A 17,772-nucleotide genomic window follows, 5' to 3' on the forward strand; every position below is an offset into this window, starting at 1 on the left:
GGCTTGGGGCGGGCGTGAAGGGCGGGACTGCGGTTCCGCTCAGGGTGCGGTTGCGGGGCGCGGTTGCGGGCGCGGCGTGGTCTCGTCGGGCGTCTGGACGGGATAGTCCGCTGCGCGATCTTGCAGCGGCGCAAGTCCCGCTGTCGAGGCCGATTGTGCCGGATTGACCGAATGGCCAACCCCGACCAGCGGCGCAATCCCCATAGCCGCGCGGATCCGCGTCCAATCGGGCAGGCCCTGTGCCGTCAAAGCCGTCAGATCGAGCGGATCGAAGACATTGGCGAAAAGCGGATCGCTGGTGCCGGATGCGGGAGTAGTCTCTGCGGAAGGCGTCGCTGCGGGGATGTCGGAAGCAGTCTCGGACGAGGCTCCGGCAATCGCGGTTTCGGGCACCAGCGGCGCCAGAACGGCCTCGGTCGCGGTGACCGGATCGGGGCCGGAGACGCGGGTCAGCGGCGCTTGCGGGCCGGTCGCGCCAGCCGCCGCCGGCGCGGCCCCGCCAGCCTGTGCAGCTTGGGGTTCGGCGCGCGCCGGCGCATTCGCTGCCCCTTCCTGCGTCCCGTCCTGCGTCCCGTCCTGTGCGCCGTCCTCGGGCGCGGCGGGGGCAGCAGTAGCGGCGTCCGCCGCCGCTTCGGGTGCGGTTTCGTCATCAGGGGCGGCTTCACCCTCGCCCGCTTGCTCCTGCTCGCCGTCGAAGGTCAGGCCGCTGCCGTCGACATGGCCCATCTGGACCAGCTCGGTGACAAGGATCGTCGACATCATCTCGGCGTAATCGCGCAGTTCGTCGGGCACATCGGCCCCCTGCGCGACAGGCGCGGCTTGCGGGTCCTGCGCGGCCTCGGGGGCACCCTCGGGCGTGTTTGCGGCGGCGTCGGCAGCGCTTGGCCCGTCCGCTGGCAGCACCGGCCCCACCAGCTCGGGCGCGGGCAGATCCGAGGTCACGCCGCTGACCATTGCGGGCGCGGCGGAGGGGCTGTCCTGCACCGGCTCTTCGGCCAGCAGCTTGAATTCGATGCGGCGGTTGGCCTCGCGGCCCTCTTCGGTCTCGTTATCGGCAATCGGCAGGCTCTCGCCATAGCCGCGCGCCGTCATCAGGCTGGTGTCGATTCCGCTGTCGGTCATCGCCGCAAGGATCGCCTGCGCCCGTTTGCGCGACAGATCGGCATTGAACCCGTCCGAGCCCTGCGAATCGGTATGGCCGCCGATCTCGATGCGGAACTCCTGACAATCGGTCATCGCCGCCTTGATCTGCTCGAGCGTCGGCGTCGGATCGCCCGCGATCACCGATTTGTTCGGCTCGAAACCAATGAGCGATTCGCGCATCACCACATTCAGCCGCTCGATACATTCCGCGCCCGAAGGCAGGCCCAGCAGCGGATCGAGGCGGCGGTTGTAGCGGATGGCCAGCTCGTAATTCGCGCCCGCGCCCAGACGTTCGGCCAAAGCGGTCGCAGCGCTGTCCGAGGCGGTCTGGCTACCCGAGACGCCGGTGATGCGGATCAGCTCGGGGCTGACATGGACGGTGCCGTTCTCGAGCCCCGCCATTGCCTCGAGCGCGGCGATCACGCGCACCGTCCAGCCCGCGGGGACCTCGGGATCAAGCCGCAAGGCGCTGTCGATCTGGCCGAAACGCGAGCGGGCAAAGCTTTCGACCGCATCGCGCATGCGCTGATCGGTGATGCGGCCGCGCAAAACGACACTGCCGCTGTCTGCCGCCACCGCCGAGAACTCCGCGGGCCCCTGCTCGGCCCCGCCGGTCGCGATGCTGGCCGTCGGGCTGTAAAGCGGCGGCAGCGCCGCCTGCAGCCGCGCCACGATCTCGTCGAGCTTGGCCTGTGTGGTGCCTGCCGGTGCCTGAAGCGCGAGATCGGTGCCCGAAAGCGTGACCTGCCCGCCGCCCAGCCCCTCGACGGCATCGATCGCCGCGACCGCTGCCCGACCCCAATCGCGCGAGGGCGCGCCAAGGCCGAGCTGGCAGGCGGCATCGCCCTTTTGCCCCGCACGGGTCGCGGCGGCCAGAATCGTGTCGCGGGCCTCTTCGGTATCGGCGGCGCAGGCATCGAAGCGCACACCCTCGTCGTCTTTGACGAAGCGCAACGTGAAGGGCGAGATCACCGGGCGCGGTGCCGTGACATCGGTGCTCAGCGCGACATTGGCGGGTTTGGCGCGTTTGAGCGCCGCCTCGAGCGCGGTCTTTTCCTCGCGCGAATCGGTAATGGCAGTGACCGTCACGCGCGCGGGCGCGATCGAGATCTTGGCGCGGGGGGCCAGTTCGGCGGCTTTAAGACCGAAGCCGAAAGCCGCATCCCAGCCCTCGGGGACGGGATAATCGGCGGTCTCGAGCAGGTCGGTGACTTTGGCCGCACCGGTAGCCTTCTTCAGATCGCTGGTCAGATCGGCGCGCTCGACCCCCGCCGGCACGAGGCCGATGATCGAGATGCCCTCGTCGTTGCGCAGCAGCTCGACCTCGAAATCGGGAGCCTTGGCGACGGTGCTTTGCGCGACCTCGAACTGGTCGATCACGCGGCCCGCATCGACCGCGCCTTCGGCAACCAGCATGGCGCGGAAGCGCTGGACCTCGTTCGGGGCGGTGCCCTGAAGACGGACCTGCAAGCCCTGCACCTCGACGCTGGCCCAGTCATAGCCCGCCTCCGACAATGCCGCGCGGGCCTCGTTGCCCAGACGTTCCTCGAGAAGATCGGCGGCGGCCGTCGCGGCAAAGACCGACAAACCGCCTGCAGCAGCCAAGGCCAGAACAGTCGCGGCACCGCGCGCGAGGCGCGAGCGCTGCGGTTTCTTGGGGCTTTTGGGCTGCAACGGCTGGGTCATGCGAGGGGACCTAAGGTTGTTTCCGGTCCGCCGGATTTAAACCCTGGGCCCGGATTTCGCAATCAGGCCAGTCCGGCAAGGCCGAAAAGGACAGCCAAAACCAGCCCCGCATCGCGGTTGGAGCGGAAGAGTTTCAGGCAAAGCGCCCCGTCATATTGGTCGAACCGCAAGAGCTGCCAGCCCAGATGTGCAGCAAATCCCGCGAGTCCGAGCCATGCCAGCACCGCCGACAGCCCGCTCGGCCCGACGGCGAGAACAGCCAGAGCCACCAGGATCACAGTTGCGATAGCAAAGCCCAAAAGCCAGCGCGGAGAATCCTCGCCAAAGAAAAGCGCGGTCGATTTCACCCCGATCAGCGCGTCGTCCTCGGCGTCCTGATGGGCGTAGATCGTGTCGTAAAAGACCGTCCAGCAGATCCCCGCGATCCATGCGATCACCGGCGCGGGCGCGAGATTGCCTGTATGGGCCGCCCAGGCCAGAAGCGCGCCCCAGTTGAAGGCCACGCCCAGAAAGACCTGCGGCCACCATGTGAAGCGTTTGGCAAAAGGATAGACCGCGACCGGCACCAGCGAGACCACGCCCAGAATGATCGCGGCCTTGCCGAGCGTCAGCAGGATCACCAGCCCGATCAGGCATTGCGCGATCATCCAGACCACCGCCCCCGTCACCGTCACCTGCCCCGAGGGGATCGGCCGCGAGCGGGTGCGCGCGACGCTGCCGTCGATATGGCGGTCGGTGATGTCGTTCCATGTGCAGCCCGCGCCGCGCATGACGAAAGCGCCGATGGTGCAGGCGATGACGATCCACAGATCGAACCAGCGCGGAGCCGTCGCCATCATCGCCAGCCCCAGCCCGAAGAAACACGGCAGCAACAGCAGCCATGTCCCGATCGGCCGGTCGGCCCGCGACAGCCTTAGCCACGGTCTCCACGCCTCGGGGGCGTAAAGATCGACCCAATTGTCCTTTGGCGCATCTGCGACCGCCTCTGGTATCTGCCCGCTCGTCTGCATTAGGTTGCCCCCATGGCAAAAATCAGGCTGTTCATAGATCACCCGCTTGGCGCAGGACAAGGCATAGCCCTTGATTCCGATCAGGCCCATTATCTTCACGGCGTCATGCGGCAGGGTCCGGGTGACGAAATTCTGGTCTTCAACGGCCAGGACGGCGAATGGCTGGCCCGCATCGAGCGGCTCGGCAAGCGCAACGGCGAGCTGGTCGCCGTGGCCCAAAGCGCGTCGCAGCGCAATCCGCCCGATCTGTGGCTGGTCTTTGCGCCGATCAAGAAAGCGCGCACCGATTTCATCGTCGAGAAAGCCGCCGAGATGGGCGCCGCGCGCATTCTGCCCGTCCAGACCGAGCGCACCAACTCCGAGCGCATCCGTCAGGACCGTCTGCAGGCCCATGCGGTCGAGGCCGCCGAGCAATGCGGAGGTACCTTCGTGCCGCCGGTAGGCGATCTCGTGTCGCTGCAAAAGCTGCTGGCCGGCTGGGACCCGATTCGCCGCATCCTTTGGGCCGACGAGGCCCTTGCCGGCCCCGCCGAAACCCTTTCGGGCCTGCCGGAGGGACCTTGGGCCATTCTCATCGGTCCCGAGGGCGGCTGGTCCGATGCAGAAAGGCAACAGTTGGGCTCCCTTCCCTTCGTGACCCGCGTCAGCCTTGGTCCGCGCATCCTGCGCGCCGATACCGCTGCGGTTGCGGCAATCGCGCTCTGGCAGAGCCATTTGGGTGACTGGAAAGGCTAATGCCCCCACGTCACAGACACATTCCAATGCCGCAGCGCAGAATTCCGCAAGAATATTGCCTTGCTCTCGAAACCGCGATCATGTAAAAGTTTAATGAAATCGGTACCTTATGCGCGGCGCGCATAGCTGACTTGCCTTTGGCGGCCTAGCCTTAGTCATATGCCCGATCTATATCACCAGCATCGAACAACGGCCCAATGATTGGGCAATTTACAAACATAGGTGAGATGATGTCGGCAATTGACACGAACCGCGTCCATGGCGGGACGCGCCAGGCTGGTTTTGTTTCGAAACTCGTGGCTGCAATTTCGGATTGGAACGACGCACGCGTGACGCGCAAGTCGCTCAACAGCCTTTCTGATCGTGAACTGGACGATATCGGTCTGGTCCGCGGCGATATCGACCGGGTTGCGGCACGCCGCTGATCCCAGCGTAGCAAAACCGCCTACGAGAACGGCCCCCCCGGCAAAACCGGATGGGGCCTTTTTCTTTTTCGGGCCAGGTTGCGGGCCAGGTTTCGGGCGAACCGCCCTGCCCGCGCAAAAACTGCACGAAAAAAGGGCAGAGCCTCGCGGCCCCGCCCTTTTTCCTTGCCGCAGCCGCGCCGCGCTTATTTGCGCGTCAGCACCAACACCGACCATTCCGCATGGTCGTCACGCTGATCGAGGGTGAAGTTGCGCGCCTCGTAGGCGGCGATCACCTCTTCGGCCTGCGTCGTCAGGATCCCCGACAGGATCGCCTTGCCGCCATGGCCGATATAGCGCGCCATATCGGGCGCGAGATCGATCAGCGGTTGTTTGAGGATATTGGCAAAGACCAGATCATAGGGGGCCGCGCGTTCAAGCAGCGGATGGTCGAAGCCCACCGCCTCGACGCATTCGACGCGGCCGTCGAGCCCGTTGGCGATCACGTTGGCCTTGGCGGTATCGACCGCAACCGGATCGATATCGCCCGCCAGAACCACGACCGGATAGACCCGCGCCGCAGCCATCGCCAGAACCGCCGTGCCCGCACCGATATCGACGATGCGCTCGAACTTCTTGCCTTCCTTGACCAACCGGTCGAGAGCCAGCAGGCAGCCCTTGGTGGTGTTGTGATGGCCGGTACCGAAGGCCATCGCGGCCTCGATCAAAAGCGCCTCGGCATCCTCGGGGACCTGATCGGCATCATGGCTGCCGTAGACGAAAAAGCGGCCCGCTTCGACCGGCGTCAGCTCGCGCTTCACATGGGCGACCCAATCGACATCGGGCACTTCCGAGAGCACGAAAGGCTTCGCACCGAAAGCGGCCGCCAGAAGATCGAGGACGATGCCGTCGGGCTCCTCGGTGAAGTAGACGCCGACCTCCCAGCGATCCGATCCGTCCTCGATCTCGAAAACGCCGGTGCCGACGGGCTCGGGGGTCAGGTTCTCGGCCTGCTCGGCCAAAGCTTCGGCGGCCTCGCGGCCGTTGGTATAGGTCAGTGCGGTCCAGGTAGCCATCAGCTCTGCTCGTGTCCTTCGGTTTGCGACGCTCTCACGCCAGTCCCCCGCAGGCCGCAATAGCCATCCGGGTAGCGGTCCAGATATTGCTGATGATCGTCCTCGGCCAGCCAATACGGACCGGCCGGAACGATTTCTGTGGTGATTTTCGGGAAACCCTCGACGGCGAGGCGGTTGTCGTAGTCGATTTTCGAGGCTTCGGCCAAAGCGCGCTGGTGATCGTTGGTATACATGATCACCGAACGGTACTGGTCGCCGACATCATTGCCCTGCCGGTTGCCCTGCGTCGGGTTGTGGTTTTCCCAGAAGATGCGCAGGAGCTGCTCGGTCGAGATGCGCGAGCTGTCGTAAACCAGACGCACGACCTCGGCATGGCCGGTGCCGCCGCCGCAGACCTCGCGGTAGCTCGGGTGGTCGACATGGCCGCCGTCGAAGCCGACCGAGGTCATGTAAACGCCGTCGAGCTGCCAGAACAGGCGCTCGACACCCCAATAGCACCCCATCCCCAGAATGAGCTCGTCAAAGCCCGGAGGAACGGGAGCGTCAAGCGGTCTGTCGAAAATGCGGTGGAGCGGGGCTGTCATGTCGAACATATCCTTTCAGCGGTCGGTCCGGCGAGGCGGGCGGGCGGCGGTTGGTGTGGCGGTTGCTGTCGCCATCGCCGGCCGCGCGGCAATCGGGTCGGAACTCTTGTCCAATAGGTAAGGATTGGCCGGGCTTTCTACAACGTCCAAGAGCCGAACCGGTTGCGTGGCCCCCCTTGCGGCCCGCCTCATGCGCGCCGATCATGCGCCAAAGCACCGGAAAAAGCGGAATGCGAGGATATGATGCGCCAAGGCCCGAGAAACCTGATCACCGATGTCGCGGGCCTGCTGGTCGGCAATGCCGAGGATCACGCGCTGAAATCGGGCAGCACCGTCCTGACCGCAGAGCGGCCCTTTCGCGCCGCCGTCAGCATCATGGGCGGCTCGCCCGGAACACGTGAAACCGACCTGCTCGCCCCCGACAAGCTGGTGCAGGAGATCGACGCCTTGGTCCTTTCGGGCGGCTCGGCCTTCGGCCTCGACGCCTGTTCGGGCGTCATGGCGGGGCTGCGCGCCAAAGGGCGCGGCTTTGCCGTCGGGCCGGTGCAGGTTCCGATCGTACCGGGCGCGATCGTCTTCGACCTGCTCAACGGCGGCGACAAGGGCTGGGACGAGAGCCCCTATGCCGCGCTTGGAAGGCGCGCCTTCGACGGCGCCCGACCGGAGTTTTCCATCGGCACGGCGGGGGCCGGAACCGGCGCGATGACCGGCAACTGGAAAGGCGGGCTCGGCTCGGCCTCGACGGTGCTCGAAGACGGCACGACCGTTGGCGCTTTGGTCGTCGTCAATGCGCTGGGTTCGGTCACCGCGCCCTCGGGGCAGTTCTGGGCCGCCCCTTGGGAGCTCGGCTCGGAGTTCGGCGGGCTGGGCCTCGGCGGACCCTTTGATGCCGGACACGAGCCGCAACCGCTCAAACGTCTGGGCGAGGCCACGACCATCGCCATCGTCGCGACCGATGCCGATCTCGACAAAGCGGGGCTCTTGCGCATGGCGACGGCGGCGCAGGACGGCATGGCGCGCGCAATCGTGCCCTCGCATACGCCGATCGACGGCGATCTGGTCTTCGCGGTCTCGACCGGCGCACGCGCGCTCGGCGACCCCATGCCCGAGGCCTTCCGCATCGGCCATGCCGCCGCCACGACGCTCGCACGCGCCATTGCACGCGCCGTCCATGCCGCCGAAAGCCGCGAGGGCGATCTGCAACCCGTCTGGCAGACCCGTGCGTGAAACTGGACAAGCCCGCGCCACTTTGCTCTGCTGGCGCAAATCCAGCCGCCAAGGAAGCCCGCATGACTGCCGCCGACCTGTTGAGATCCTCGCTCAAAGACCCCTCGCTGCTTGAAACCCGCGCCTATGTTGCGGGTGAGTGGGTGGATGCGGCGGACGGCAAGACCTTTGCCGTGACCAACCCCGCCACCGGCGAGACCATTGCCGAGGTCGCCGATATGGCCCGCGCCGATGTCACCCGCGCGATTGCCGCCGCCCATGTAGCGATGAAGGATTGGGCCGCCCGCCCCGCCAAGGAACGCGCCAATATCCTGCGCCGCTGGTTCGATCTGATGATGGCAAACCAGGACGATCTTGGCCGCATTCTGACCGCCGAACAGGGCAAGCCGCTGCCCGAAGCCAAGGGCGAGATCGCTTACGGCGCAAGCTTCATCGAATGGTTCGCCGAAGAGGCCAAGCGCATCTACGGCGAGACCATCCCCGGCCACGCCTCGGACAAACGCCTCAGCGTGATCCGCCAGCCGATCGGGGTTGTAGGCTCGATCACGCCGTGGAACTTTCCCAATGCGATGATCACCCGCAAATGCGGCCCCGCTTTGGCGGCGGGCTGCGGCTTTGTCGGGCGTCCCGCATCGGAAACCCCGCTCTCGGCCTTGGCCATCGCGGTTTTGGGCGAACGCGCGGGCCTGCCAGCGGGGATCTTCAGCATGGTGCCCTCGTCGCGCTCCTCCGAGGTCGGCAAGGAGTTCTGCGAGAACCCGCTGGTGCGCAAGCTGACCTTCACCGGCTCGACCGAAGTAGGCCGCATCCTGCTGCGCCAAGCTGCCGAACAAGTGCTGAAATGCTCGATGGAGCTGGGCGGCAACGCGCCTTTCATCGTCTTCGACGACGCCGATCTTGATGCGGCGGTCGAAGGCGCGATGGCCTCGAAATACCGCAACAACGGCCAGACCTGCGTCTGCGCGAACCGCATCTATGTCCAGTCGGGCGTCTATGACGCTTTCGCCGACAAGCTCGCGGCGGCTGTCGAAAAGCTGCGCGTCGGCAACGGGATGGAGGCGGGCGTGACCACCGGCCCGCTGATCAATCAGGCCGCCGTCGAAAAGGTCGAGGAGCATATCGAGGATGCGCTCGGCAAGGGCGGAAAGGTGCTGACCGGCGGCAAGCCCAAGGGCGGCCTGTTCTTCGAGCCGACCGTGATCACCGGCGTGACGGATGCGATGCTGGTCGCGACCGAAGAAACCTTCGGCCCGCTGGCGCCCTTGTTCAAGTTCGAGACCGAGGCCGAAGCGATCGAGCGCGCCAATGCCACGATCTTCGGGCTGGCCTCTTACTTCTACGCCCGCGACATCGGACGGATCACGCGGGTCCAAGAGGGCCTCGAATACGGCATCGTCGGCGTGAACACCGGCCTGATTTCGACCGAGGTCGCGCCGTTTGGCGGCGTCAAGCAATCGGGGCTTGGCCGCGAGGGATCGCGCCACGGGATCGAGGATTATCTCGAGATGAAATACATCTGCCTGTCGATCTGACCACAGGCGTCAGGCCGGACAATGCGGGATCGTTGCCAAAGCGACTGGCGGCGACCCCGAACCGGACCCTTTTCGGGGCGATGACCTATCGGAGCAGCCCCGCCCCACGGAACGATCACCGCAAACGCCGGCTGCACGCCATCCGGCGGGAACATTCTGCTGCAAACGGGAAAGACGTTCTGCCGGCCCGAGGGGCGGCGGGCCTGACCGTCACACCGGTCAACGCCATGCCCTTGCCGGACAAAGTGTCGTGCTTTGGGCGACCAGCGACTGATCGCCCAAAAGATTGTCTGGGGCCCTCAGGGGACCCCGACCGCCGATCAGCGGCGGTCGTCCTCGTCTTCATCCTCGTCATCCGCATCGGGCAGATTGAAGAAGCTGTCGGCATCAAGCTCGGGTTCGGGCTTGTCCTCTTCGTCGCGCGAGAGGCTGAAGGTCTCGAGACCGGCCATCGAGGACGGCAGGCGCGGCTCTTCGCCCATGGCGAGCGAAGCCTCGGTGCTGACCAGTTTGCGACGCTCGTCGTCGGTCATCACATCACCGGCGGCCGCATGTTTCTTGGCGGCTTTCTGGACGGCCGCATCCAGTTCGGACTGGCGGCACAGACCCAAAGCGACCGGATCGATCGGGGTGATGTTCTGGATGTTCCAATGGGTCCGGTCGCGGATCGAGGCGATCGTCGGCTTGGTCGTACCGACCAGTTTGGCGATCTGCGAATCCGCAAGCTCGGGGTGGAACTTGACCAGCCACAAGATCGCGGCGGGGCGGTCCTGACGCTTGGACAACGGCGTGTAACGCGGGCCGCGGCGCTTTTCTTCGCCTTCGGCTGCGGGGTTGTGCTTGAGACGAAGCTTGTAGATCGGGCTTTTCTGGCCCTTCTCGATCTCGCTCTCGTCAAGCTGGTTCGACGCGATCGGGTCGAAGCCCTTCACGCCGACGGCAACATCACCATCGGCAATGCCCTGAACCTCAAGCTCGTGCATGCCGACGAAATCCGCAATCTGCTTGAAGCTCAGCGTCGTATTGTCGACCAGCCAAACTGCGGTGGCCTTGGCCATCAGCGGCTTGCTCATCTGTGTCTCCTTCGCAATAACTCTTTAGGCCGGAAAACGGCTTTTGGCGGGCGCCATTCCATTTTCAGTGGGGGAATTGACATGACATATACTGAGTTTCATGCGCCCGATAAAGCCCGAATCTCATGGTCAAGAGCAAAGCCGGCGACTAGGTTCGCGATATGAAAGCCCTGATCCGCACCCTTGTCGCGACCGCCTGCCTCGCGCTCGCCCTGCCCGCCACAGCGCAAGACCGCCGCCAAAACCGCGCCGGAGAATTCGATTACTATGTGCTCGCGCTCAGCTGGGCCCCGAGCTGGTGCCGCAATGCGCGCGATACCCGCGACAGCAATTCCTGCGATCGCGGCCGCAAGGCGGGCTTCACCGTCCACGGACTTTGGCCCCAGTTCGAACAGGGCTGGCCCAAAGACTGCCCGACAACAGCCTCCGGCCCCAGCCGCAGACAAAGCCGCGAGATGGTCGATATCATGGGCTCCTCCGGCCTCGCATGGTACCAATGGCGCAAACACGGCAGCTGCTCCGGCCTTTCGGCGCCGCAGTATTACGAGACCATCCGCCAGGCCCGCGCAGCCATCATCATCCCCGAGATTTTTGCGCAACTCGACCGCGACGTCTCGCTTCCGGCCAAAGTGCTCGAGGATGCCTTTATCGAAGCAAACCCCGATCTGACGCGCAACGGGATCACCGTGACCTGTCAGGGCCGCGACATCCAGGAGGTCAGGATCTGCCTGACCAAGGATCTCGAACCGCGCGCTTGCGCGCCCGATACGCGGCGTGATTGCACCCGCAGCATGCTGATGTCCCCGCCACTCTGAGCCGCCCGTTCCTTTGCCTCCGGCGGGGATATTTCGGCATGAAAGATCATGGCACAAAGAAGCACACACCCTGCCCGGGGGCCGTGGCCAGGGTGTGGCATCTTCCATGACGGCCATCGGCGTCCCCGCCTGTACCGTAGCCCCACCATGGCGGACAAAGGTTGACGCGCGCTTAACGCCAGCAGGTTTTTCGGTCTCTTTCATGCCGAAATATCCCCGCCGGAGGCAAAGAGCCGCGCCGGCACGCGGCGCGGTGCCGCTCGGGTCGCCGCTTTACTCCGCGACCTTGAGCATGATCTTTCCGATATGCTGGCCTTCCTCCATATGGGCATGGGCCTTGGCCGCGTCCGCCAGCGCATATTCGCTGTCGATCAGCGGCCGGACCTGACCATGTTCGATGAGCGGCCAGAGGTCGCGCAAAAGCTCGCGCGCGATCGCCGCTTTGGCCGCATCCGATTGCGGGCGCAGCGTCGAGCCGGTCACCGTCAGACGCCGCATCATGATCGGGGCAAAGTTCATCTCTGCCTTCGCGCCGCCGAGGAAGGCGATCATCACCAGACGGCCGTCATCATCAAGCGCCTTGATATTGCGGGCAATATAGCTGCCTCCCACCATATCGAGGATCAGATTGGCGCCGCCAGCCTGACGCATGATCGCGACGAAATCCTCGCTGCGGTAGTTGATCGCCTGTGCGCCCAGCCTTTCGCAGGCCGCACATTTCTGGACGGTCCCCGCCGTGGCCCAGACCCTCGCGCCAAGCGCGCGCGCAATCTGGATCGCCATCGTGCCGATCCCCGAGGTGCCGCCATGAACCAAGAACCGCTCGCCCGCCTTCAGCCCGCCGCGCATCACCACATTGGACCAGACGGTAAAGGCGGTCTCGGGCAGGCCCGCCGCCTCGCGCAGCCCGAGGCCATGCGGGATCGGCAAAGCGTGATCGGCAGGGCAGAGAACATATTCCGCATAGCCGCCGCCCGGCAGGAGGGCGCAGACGGCATCGCCCTCGCGCCACTGGGTCACGCCCGGCCCGACCGCAACGACATGGCCCGAGCACTCCAGACCGGGCAGGTCCGAGGCCCCTGCCGGAGGCGCGTAATGCCCCGCGCGTTGCAGCACATCGGGGCGGTTCACCCCTGCCCAGGCGGTACGGATCAGGATCTGGCCATGGCCCGCGACCGGCACAGGCCGCTCGACCAACTTGAGCACATCCGCCGCGCCCGGGCCCGAGATCTCGACGGCTTTCATCATCATCGGAAGCATCAAGCCCCTCCTGCATTGTCTTGGGCGGCGGGCTCGACCTTGTCGGCGGGCCGGATGCGGCCGGGCAGCATGCGCTCGGCCGGTTTGCGGATCCATCCGGTCGCGAGATCGCCAAGCATTGCAACGCCGGGCAGCTTGCGCGCAAAGCTCTTGATGCCCTCGAAGCGCATTACGCCCTCGATGCGGCGATCGAGAAAGGCGCGCGTTCCCGCCAGATCGGGGGAGTCGTCGCCCAGCCAGTAAAGTGCGGTCGCGCCGTAAACCGCCGAAAGCGTCGCACGTTTGGAGTACCAGTTCACATCCTGCGAGCTGTCGCCCAAACCGTCCCAGACCGCATCCGCCGTCTCCCACAGCAGCTTCGCGCCGAGCGCCGCATGTTGGGGCAGCGCCAGAACCGCCGCGCCGCCGCGCACCAGCTCGCGATCGGCGATCTCGAGGCGGTACATCACCGCTTGCGTGATCTTGTCGCGAAAGCGCCCCGTCGCGCCGCCGTCCGCCAGCCAGTCGCGCAAGGCGGCATCGCCCTGCCGGTGATAGGCCGCCGCGAGATCGGCGCCGCCCTGCGGCAGATAGACCCGCGCCAGATCGGGAGGCATCGCCAGATCGCGCGCCGCCGCCATGATCGCCTTGTCGTTCATGCCGTCGAAGATCGCGTGACCCAAAGCGGCCTCGATGAGCTTTTCCTTATCGGTCCTGATCGCCATCAAGCTCTCCACTATGCTGCTGCCCCGGCCCGAAGCAAATTCTGGACAAAGCCTATTTGCCCTGCTATCAGGCCGCGACCTGCAATTCTGCTCAACTCTAACCTAGGAAGGTGGTGACAACCACATGCAGGTAAGTGTTCGTGACAATAACGTCGAACAGGCACTTCGCGCTCTGAAGAAGAAACTTCAGCGTGAGGGGGTTTTTCGTGAAATGAAGCTCAAGCAGCATTTCGAGAAACCGTCGGTCAAGAAAGCCCGTGAAAAGGCCGAGGCCGTGCGCCGTGCCCGTAAGCTGGCACGCAAAAAAGCGCAACGCGAAGGCGCGCTGTAAGTCGTCCGTCTGCCGGATGGCAGCCTTTGGACAAAACCCCCGACCTTCGTGTCGGGGGTTTTTCTTTTTCCGGCCAAGCCGTTGCAGGAAATCAGAAGGGCAGTGCCGTGGTAAAGGCGACGCGGCGCAACGAGAAAGACGAATGCAGCTGTGCCACGCCGGGAAGCTTTGCCAAGCGCTGGCGGTGGATCCGCGCGAAATCGTCGGTATCCTGCGCCACGACCTTGAGCAGATAGTCAGCCGAGCCCGCCATGAGATGGCACTCGAGCACATCGGGAATGGTGCGCACCGCCCGCTCGAAAGCTTCGAGCAGCTCGTCGGCCTGACCCGATAGCGTGATCTCGACGAAGACGGTGGTGGGACGCTCCATCTTGCGGGCGTCGAGCAGGGCGACATAGCCGCTGATGATTCCCTCTTCCTCGAGGCGCTGGACGCGGCGATGGCAGGCGCTTGGCGACAGGCTGACTTTCTGCGCCAGCTCCGCATTGGTGATCCGGCCTTCCTTTTGAAGTGCAGCCAGAATGCGCCGATCGATTGCGTCTATTTCCAATTTTGTCACCATTTCTTTCGTCAGAACGCATCATTGCCGAATTGTGTCCCATTTTCAACCATTTCAGACCATTGTTTAGCAAGATTATTCGTTGAATTTGGGCGAAAGCTGATCTCTAAGCCTGCGTTCACAGGCCCTCGCGGATCAAGGAGAATTGGCGATGAAGATCGGTTGCCCCAAGGAAATCAAACCTCAGGAATTTCGCGTCGGGATGACGCCGGATGCGGTTCGCGAAGCGGTCATGCACGGCCACGAGGTTCTGGTCGAATCGGGCGCGGGCATCGGTTCGGGCTTTGCCGATGCCGATTACACCGCAGCCGGTGCGCGCCTCATCGCCGATGCCGCCAGCCTGTACGGCGAGGCCGAGCTGATCGTGAAGGTCAAGGAACCCCAGCCGCAAGAGCGCGCCCTGCTGCGCCGCGGCCAGATCCTCTTTGCCTATCTCCATCTCGCGCCCGATCCCGAACAGACCAAGGATCTTCTGGCCTCGGGCATCACCGCCATCGCCTACGAGACCGTGACCGACAGCCGCGGCGGCCTGCCGCTGCTCGCGCCCATGTCCGAAGTGGCGGGCCGTCTGGCGCCGCAGGTCGGCTCGTGGACGCTGCAGAAGGCCAATGGCGGCTCGGGCATCCTGCTTGGCGGCGTGCCGGGTGTCAGCCCGGGCGAAGTGCTGATCATCGGCGGCGGCGTCGTCGGAGCGGCTGCAGCGCGGGTTGCGGTCGGCATGGGTGCGACGGTCACGGTGCTCGACCGTTCGCTGACGCGCCTGTCCTATCTCGACGATCTTTTCATGGGCCGTTTGACGACCCGCTATGCGACCGCCGCGGCCGTGGCCGAGCAGCTGACCCGTGCCGATCTGGTGGTGGGTGCCGTTCTGGTGCCGGGAGCGGCTGCGCCCAAGCTCGTGACCCGCGCGCAGCTTTCGACGATGAAGCCCGGCTCGGCTTTGGTCGATGTCGCCATCGATCAGGGCGGCTGTTTCGAGACTTCGCGTCCGACCACCCATCAGGATCCGATCTACGAGGTCGACGGCATCCTGCATTACTGCGTGGCCAATATGCCCGGTGCCGTGGCGCGGACCTCGGCGCGCGCGCTCGGCAATGCCACCCTGCCCTTCCTGCTCGCTTTGGCCGACAAGGGCTGGCGTCAGGCGATCGCCGATGACGCGCATCTGCGCGCGGGGCTTGCGGTCGATGACGGCCGGCTGACCTCGCCGCCGGTCGGCGCGGCGCTGGGTCTGCCCGCGATCACACCCGATCAGGTGCTGGCCGGCTAAGGCCGCGTGACCTTTGGACCAAAGGAAACGGCGCCCCGAAAGGGCGCCGTTTTTCGTTTCGGTCATCCATCCCCAAATGGGACGCGACGTCAGGCGCGGGTCGCGCGCAGCTCGTCGCGGATCTGGGCCAGAAGCTCTTCGGTGGTCGGACCGGCCGGAGCCGCTGCGGCCTCTTCTTCCTTCTTCTTGGCGACGGTGTTTTGCAGCTTGTTCACGCCTTTGACCAACAGGAACACCGCCCAGGCGATGATCAGGAAGTTGATGATGGCCGAGATGAACGAGCCATAGGCGAAGACCGAGGCGCCTGTATTGCGGGCGACTTCGAGGCTGGCGTTCGGGGGCACTTCGCCCTTGAGAACGACGTAGTGGCTGCTGAAATCGGTGCCGCCGGTCAGAAGACCGATGATCGGGTTGATCAGATCGGCGACCAGCGAGTTGACGATGGCCGTAAAGGCCGCGCCGATGATGATACCCACGGCAAGATCGACGACGTTGCCACGGGCAATGAATTCCTTGAACTCTTTTATCATATTGCTACCTTCCATCCTGTTCCGCGCGGTGTTTTCTTCGCTTTGGTTAGCACAGATGCACAATTCCGCAACTGTACGAAGGGTTTCCCGAAATGACGTCTTTATCTTCACTTTCCGACTTTCCGGTCACCAAACGCTGGCCTCCGGCCCGCCCCGACGTCATCCAGCTCTATACGCTCAACACGCCGAACGGCATCAAGGCCTCGGTCATGCTCGAGGAGAGCGGACTGGACTACGAATTCCACCGCATCAGCATCGCCAATCCCGAGGACCAGCTGACGCCCGAGTTCCTCTCGCTCAACCCCAACAACAAGATCCCCGCGCTGCTCGACCCCAACGGGCCGGACGGCAAGCCGATGGGCCTGTTCGAGAGCGGCGCGATCCTGATCTATCTCGGCGACAAAAGCGGCAAGTTCCTGCCTCCATCCGGTGCCGCGCGCTACGAGGTCATGCAATGGCTGATGTGGCAGATGGGCGGGCTGGGGCCGATGTTCGGTCAGGTCGGCTTTTTCCACCGCTACAAGGGCCGCGAGATCGAGGACAAGCGCCCGCTCCAGCGCTATCTCGCCGAGGCGCGCCGACTGCTCGGTGTGCTCGACCGCCAGCTCGAGGGCCGCGATTGGGTCGCGGGCGATTACAGCATCGCCGATATGGCAATCGCGCCCTGGCTGCGCACCATCCGCGTCAATTACGAGGCGGAAAAGGAAACCGGCATGGATGGCTTCGCCAATGTGCAGGCCTATCTGGCCCGCTTCCTTGACCGCCCCGCCGTCCAGCGCGGCATCGAGATCGGTGCCTGAAACTCAGGATTTGCGCTGGCCGATCATCGCCAGCGCAAGCCCCGCCGCGATCAAGGCGGCTCCGGTGGCGTGAAAGCTTTGAAAGTGCTCGCCCAGCAGGAAAACCGCCATGAGACTGCCGAAAATCGGCATCAGATGGATGAAATGGCCGGCGGTATTCGCGCCGACCAGTTCGACACCACGGTTGAAGAACAAATAGGACAGCACGCCGGGCAAAAGCGCGACATAGGCCAGCGCCAGAAACGACGGCGCGCTCCAACCCTCGCGCCAATGGCCTGTCCCGCCCTGCGCCAGCTCCAGCGCGTATAGCGGCAGAAGGCACAAAACCCCCACCGCGAAACTGGCCGCAAGGAAGCTGAGCGGATGGACCTGCGGTTTCTTGCGCAGCAAGGCCGAATAAAGCGCATAGGCCAGCACCGCGACCAGCACCCAAAGATCGCCGCGGTTCACGTCCAGCGCCGCAAGCCCCGACCAATCGCCGCGCAGCGCAATCGTCGCGACCCCCAATAGCGAGACCAGCACGCCAAGAATTTGCCGCGCCGAGGATTTTTGCCCGTAAAGCAGAAAGGTCGCGCCCAGAATGATCACCGGCATGGTCGATTGCAGCAAGAGCCCGTTGATCGCGGTAGTCTGGCGCAGCCCCGCATAGACAAGCGTGTTGAACGCCCCGATCCCCAAGGCCCCCAGCACGAAAACCATCGGCCAATGCGCCAGCAAGGGGCGCAGATCGCGGCGCAGATGCGGCCAAGAAAGCGGCAGGATCGCCGCCAGCGCCACGACCCAGCGCCAGAAAGCAAAGGTCACGGGGCTGAGCCGGTCCATCGTCACGCGGCCCACGATGAAGTTGCCCGACCAAAACAGCACGGCAAGGACCAGCAGCAGGTAGGGCGCGCGCCAGAAGCGGGCAAAGAGGCCGGAGTTTCTGCCGCCGTCCGGCGCGGAGGATTGGGCCGTTTTCATCGTCGTCATCGTCTTTTCCGTCATTCCGAGGTCTGCGCCTCAAGGCAAAAGGCCGGCCCAATCAGGACCGGCC

Annotated in this window: 18 protein-coding genes; 8 read left to right on the forward strand and 10 right to left on the reverse strand. The window is 64.9% G+C overall.

What is annotated here, in order from left to right; translation table 11 throughout:
* Window positions 1-39 precede the first annotated feature (39 nt).
* Window positions 40-2,829, reverse strand: coding sequence for an OmpA family protein (locus tag ACFFUC_RS00640; RefSeq protein ID WP_377682576.1), 2,790 nt, complete (start codon window positions 2,827-2,829; stop codon window positions 40-42).
* 62 nt (window positions 2,830-2,891) lie between these two features.
* Window positions 2,892-3,839, reverse strand: coding sequence for a 4-hydroxybenzoate octaprenyltransferase (gene ubiA / locus ACFFUC_RS00645; protein ID WP_377682578.1), 948 nt, complete (start codon window positions 3,837-3,839; stop codon window positions 2,892-2,894).
* 12 nt (window positions 3,840-3,851) lie between these two features.
* On the opposite strand from ubiA, the gene ACFFUC_RS00650 reads away from it, so the two are divergent.
* Together ACFFUC_RS00650 and ACFFUC_RS00655 are read left to right on the forward strand one after the other, a co-directional pair.
* Window positions 3,852-4,574, forward strand: coding sequence for a 16S rRNA (uracil(1498)-N(3))-methyltransferase (locus ACFFUC_RS00650; RefSeq protein WP_377682579.1), 723 nt, complete (start codon window positions 3,852-3,854; stop codon window positions 4,572-4,574).
* A gap of 230 nt (window positions 4,575-4,804) precedes the next feature.
* Window positions 4,805-4,999: a DUF1127 domain-containing protein gene (locus ACFFUC_RS00655; protein ID WP_377682580.1), complete on the forward strand. Its 195-nt coding sequence runs from the start codon at window positions 4,805-4,807 to the stop codon at window positions 4,997-4,999.
* 185 nt (window positions 5,000-5,184) lie between these two features.
* Here the strand turns inward: ACFFUC_RS00655 and ACFFUC_RS00660 are convergent, their stop codons facing one another.
* Complete coding sequence (locus tag ACFFUC_RS00660; RefSeq protein WP_377682582.1) at window positions 5,185-6,054, reverse strand: 50S ribosomal protein L11 methyltransferase; 870 nt, start codon at window positions 6,052-6,054, stop codon at window positions 5,185-5,187.
* The gene (gene msrA / locus ACFFUC_RS00665) at window positions 6,054-6,638 is read right to left on the reverse strand and encodes a peptide-methionine (S)-S-oxide reductase MsrA (RefSeq protein ID WP_377682584.1); all 585 of its coding nucleotides are present in this window, start codon (window positions 6,636-6,638) and stop codon (window positions 6,054-6,056) included. Before msrA ends, ACFFUC_RS00660 begins: the two co-directional genes overlap by 1 nt.
* A gap of 243 nt (window positions 6,639-6,881) precedes the next feature.
* Between msrA and ACFFUC_RS00670 the strand changes: the two genes are divergently transcribed.
* A complete protein-coding gene (locus ACFFUC_RS00670; protein ID WP_377683589.1) occupies window positions 6,882-7,865 on the forward strand; it encodes a P1 family peptidase in 984 nt (327 codons plus the stop codon).
* A 62-nt stretch (window positions 7,866-7,927) separates the two neighbouring features.
* A complete protein-coding gene (locus ACFFUC_RS00675) occupies window positions 7,928-9,397 on the forward strand; it encodes an NAD-dependent succinate-semialdehyde dehydrogenase (RefSeq protein ID WP_377682586.1) in 1,470 nt (489 codons plus the stop codon).
* 320 nt (window positions 9,398-9,717) lie between these two features.
* On the opposite strand, the gene ACFFUC_RS00680 is transcribed toward ACFFUC_RS00675, so the two are convergent.
* Window positions 9,718-10,470 carry a DUF1013 domain-containing protein gene (locus ACFFUC_RS00680; protein ID WP_377682588.1) on the reverse strand — a complete coding sequence of 251 codons (753 nt, stop codon included), beginning with the start codon at window positions 10,468-10,470 and terminating at the stop codon, window positions 9,718-9,720.
* A gap of 161 nt (window positions 10,471-10,631) precedes the next feature.
* On the opposite strand from ACFFUC_RS00680, the gene ACFFUC_RS00685 reads away from it, so the two are divergent.
* Complete coding sequence (locus tag ACFFUC_RS00685) at window positions 10,632-11,285, forward strand: ribonuclease T2 family protein (protein ID WP_377682590.1); 654 nt, start codon at window positions 10,632-10,634, stop codon at window positions 11,283-11,285.
* A 273-nt stretch (window positions 11,286-11,558) separates the two neighbouring features.
* Here ACFFUC_RS00685 and ACFFUC_RS00690 read toward each other — a convergent pair whose 3' ends face one another.
* Window positions 11,559-12,545 (reverse strand): NAD(P)H-quinone oxidoreductase, encoded by a 987-nt coding sequence (locus tag ACFFUC_RS00690; RefSeq protein ID WP_377682591.1) that lies wholly within the window; start codon window positions 12,543-12,545, stop codon window positions 11,559-11,561.
* Window positions 12,545-13,249 carry a COQ9 family protein gene (locus ACFFUC_RS00695; protein ID WP_377682593.1) on the reverse strand — a complete coding sequence of 235 codons (705 nt, stop codon included), beginning with the start codon at window positions 13,247-13,249 and terminating at the stop codon, window positions 12,545-12,547. The genes ACFFUC_RS00690 and ACFFUC_RS00695 overlap by 1 nt, the downstream gene beginning before the upstream one ends.
* A gap of 124 nt (window positions 13,250-13,373) precedes the next feature.
* Here ACFFUC_RS00695 and rpsU point away from each other — a divergent pair, with 124 nt between their 5' ends.
* A complete protein-coding gene (gene rpsU, locus ACFFUC_RS00700; RefSeq protein ID WP_011748553.1) occupies window positions 13,374-13,580 on the forward strand; it encodes a 30S ribosomal protein S21 in 207 nt (68 codons plus the stop codon).
* A gap of 91 nt (window positions 13,581-13,671) precedes the next feature.
* Here the strand turns inward: rpsU and ACFFUC_RS00705 are convergent, their stop codons facing one another.
* Entirely contained in the window at window positions 13,672-14,130 is a 459-nt protein-coding gene (locus ACFFUC_RS00705; protein WP_377682598.1) for an Lrp/AsnC family transcriptional regulator, read from the reverse strand.
* A gap of 160 nt (window positions 14,131-14,290) precedes the next feature.
* Here ACFFUC_RS00705 and ald point away from each other — a divergent pair, with 160 nt between their 5' ends.
* Window positions 14,291-15,409: an alanine dehydrogenase gene (gene ald / locus ACFFUC_RS00710; protein WP_377682600.1), complete on the forward strand. Its 1,119-nt coding sequence runs from the start codon at window positions 14,291-14,293 to the stop codon at window positions 15,407-15,409.
* 89 nt (window positions 15,410-15,498) lie between these two features.
* Here ald and mscL read toward each other — a convergent pair whose 3' ends face one another.
* Complete coding sequence (gene mscL, locus ACFFUC_RS00715; protein WP_377682601.1) at window positions 15,499-15,939, reverse strand: large conductance mechanosensitive channel protein MscL; 441 nt, start codon at window positions 15,937-15,939, stop codon at window positions 15,499-15,501.
* 92 nt (window positions 15,940-16,031) lie between these two features.
* Here mscL and ACFFUC_RS00720 point away from each other — a divergent pair, with 92 nt between their 5' ends.
* Window positions 16,032-16,739 carry a glutathione S-transferase N-terminal domain-containing protein gene (locus ACFFUC_RS00720; RefSeq protein ID WP_377682603.1) on the forward strand — a complete coding sequence of 236 codons (708 nt, stop codon included), beginning with the start codon at window positions 16,032-16,034 and terminating at the stop codon, window positions 16,737-16,739.
* 3 nt (window positions 16,740-16,742) lie between these two features.
* On the opposite strand, the gene ACFFUC_RS00725 is transcribed toward ACFFUC_RS00720, so the two are convergent.
* Window positions 16,743-17,708 (reverse strand): DMT family transporter, encoded by a 966-nt coding sequence (locus ACFFUC_RS00725; protein WP_377682604.1) that lies wholly within the window; start codon window positions 17,706-17,708, stop codon window positions 16,743-16,745.
* Window positions 17,709-17,772: the final 64 nt, after the last annotated feature.

This window comes from Paracoccus cavernae, assembly GCF_042430175.1.
In the GTDB taxonomy this organism is placed as follows: domain Bacteria; phylum Pseudomonadota; class Alphaproteobacteria; order Rhodobacterales; family Rhodobacteraceae; genus Paracoccus; species Paracoccus cavernae.

Coding starts and splice junctions, on each gene's coding strand:
- ACFFUC_RS00640 (WP_377682576.1), bottom strand. CDS start 2,829: ATGACCCAGCCGTTGCAGCCCAAAAGCCCCAAGAAACCGCAGCGCTCG.
- ubiA (WP_377682578.1), bottom strand. CDS start 3,839: ATGCAGACGAGCGGGCAGATACCAGAGGCGGTCGCAGATGCGCCAAAG.
- ACFFUC_RS00650 (WP_377682579.1), top strand. CDS start 3,852: ATGGCAAAAATCAGGCTGTTCATAGATCACCCGCTTGGCGCAGGACAA.
- ACFFUC_RS00655 (WP_377682580.1), top strand. CDS start 4,805: ATGTCGGCAATTGACACGAACCGCGTCCATGGCGGGACGCGCCAGGCT.
- ACFFUC_RS00660 (WP_377682582.1), bottom strand. CDS start 6,054: ATGGCTACCTGGACCGCACTGACCTATACCAACGGCCGCGAGGCCGCC.
- msrA (WP_377682584.1), bottom strand. CDS start 6,638: ATGACAGCCCCGCTCCACCGCATTTTCGACAGACCGCTTGACGCTCCC.
- ACFFUC_RS00670 (WP_377683589.1), top strand. CDS start 6,882: ATGCGCCAAGGCCCGAGAAACCTGATCACCGATGTCGCGGGCCTGCTG.
- ACFFUC_RS00675 (WP_377682586.1), top strand. CDS start 7,928: ATGACTGCCGCCGACCTGTTGAGATCCTCGCTCAAAGACCCCTCGCTG.
- ACFFUC_RS00680 (WP_377682588.1), bottom strand. CDS start 10,470: ATGAGCAAGCCGCTGATGGCCAAGGCCACCGCAGTTTGGCTGGTCGAC.
- ACFFUC_RS00685 (WP_377682590.1), top strand. CDS start 10,632: ATGAAAGCCCTGATCCGCACCCTTGTCGCGACCGCCTGCCTCGCGCTC.
- ACFFUC_RS00690 (WP_377682591.1), bottom strand. CDS start 12,545: ATGCTTCCGATGATGATGAAAGCCGTCGAGATCTCGGGCCCGGGCGCG.
- ACFFUC_RS00695 (WP_377682593.1), bottom strand. CDS start 13,249: ATGGCGATCAGGACCGATAAGGAAAAGCTCATCGAGGCCGCTTTGGGT.
- rpsU (WP_011748553.1), top strand. CDS start 13,374: ATGCAGGTAAGTGTTCGTGACAATAACGTCGAACAGGCACTTCGCGCT.
- ald (WP_377682600.1), top strand. CDS start 14,291: ATGAAGATCGGTTGCCCCAAGGAAATCAAACCTCAGGAATTTCGCGTC.
- mscL (WP_377682601.1), bottom strand. CDS start 15,939: ATGATAAAAGAGTTCAAGGAATTCATTGCCCGTGGCAACGTCGTCGAT.
- ACFFUC_RS00720 (WP_377682603.1), top strand. CDS start 16,032: ATGACGTCTTTATCTTCACTTTCCGACTTTCCGGTCACCAAACGCTGG.
- ACFFUC_RS00725 (WP_377682604.1), bottom strand. CDS start 17,708: ATGACGACGATGAAAACGGCCCAATCCTCCGCGCCGGACGGCGGCAGA.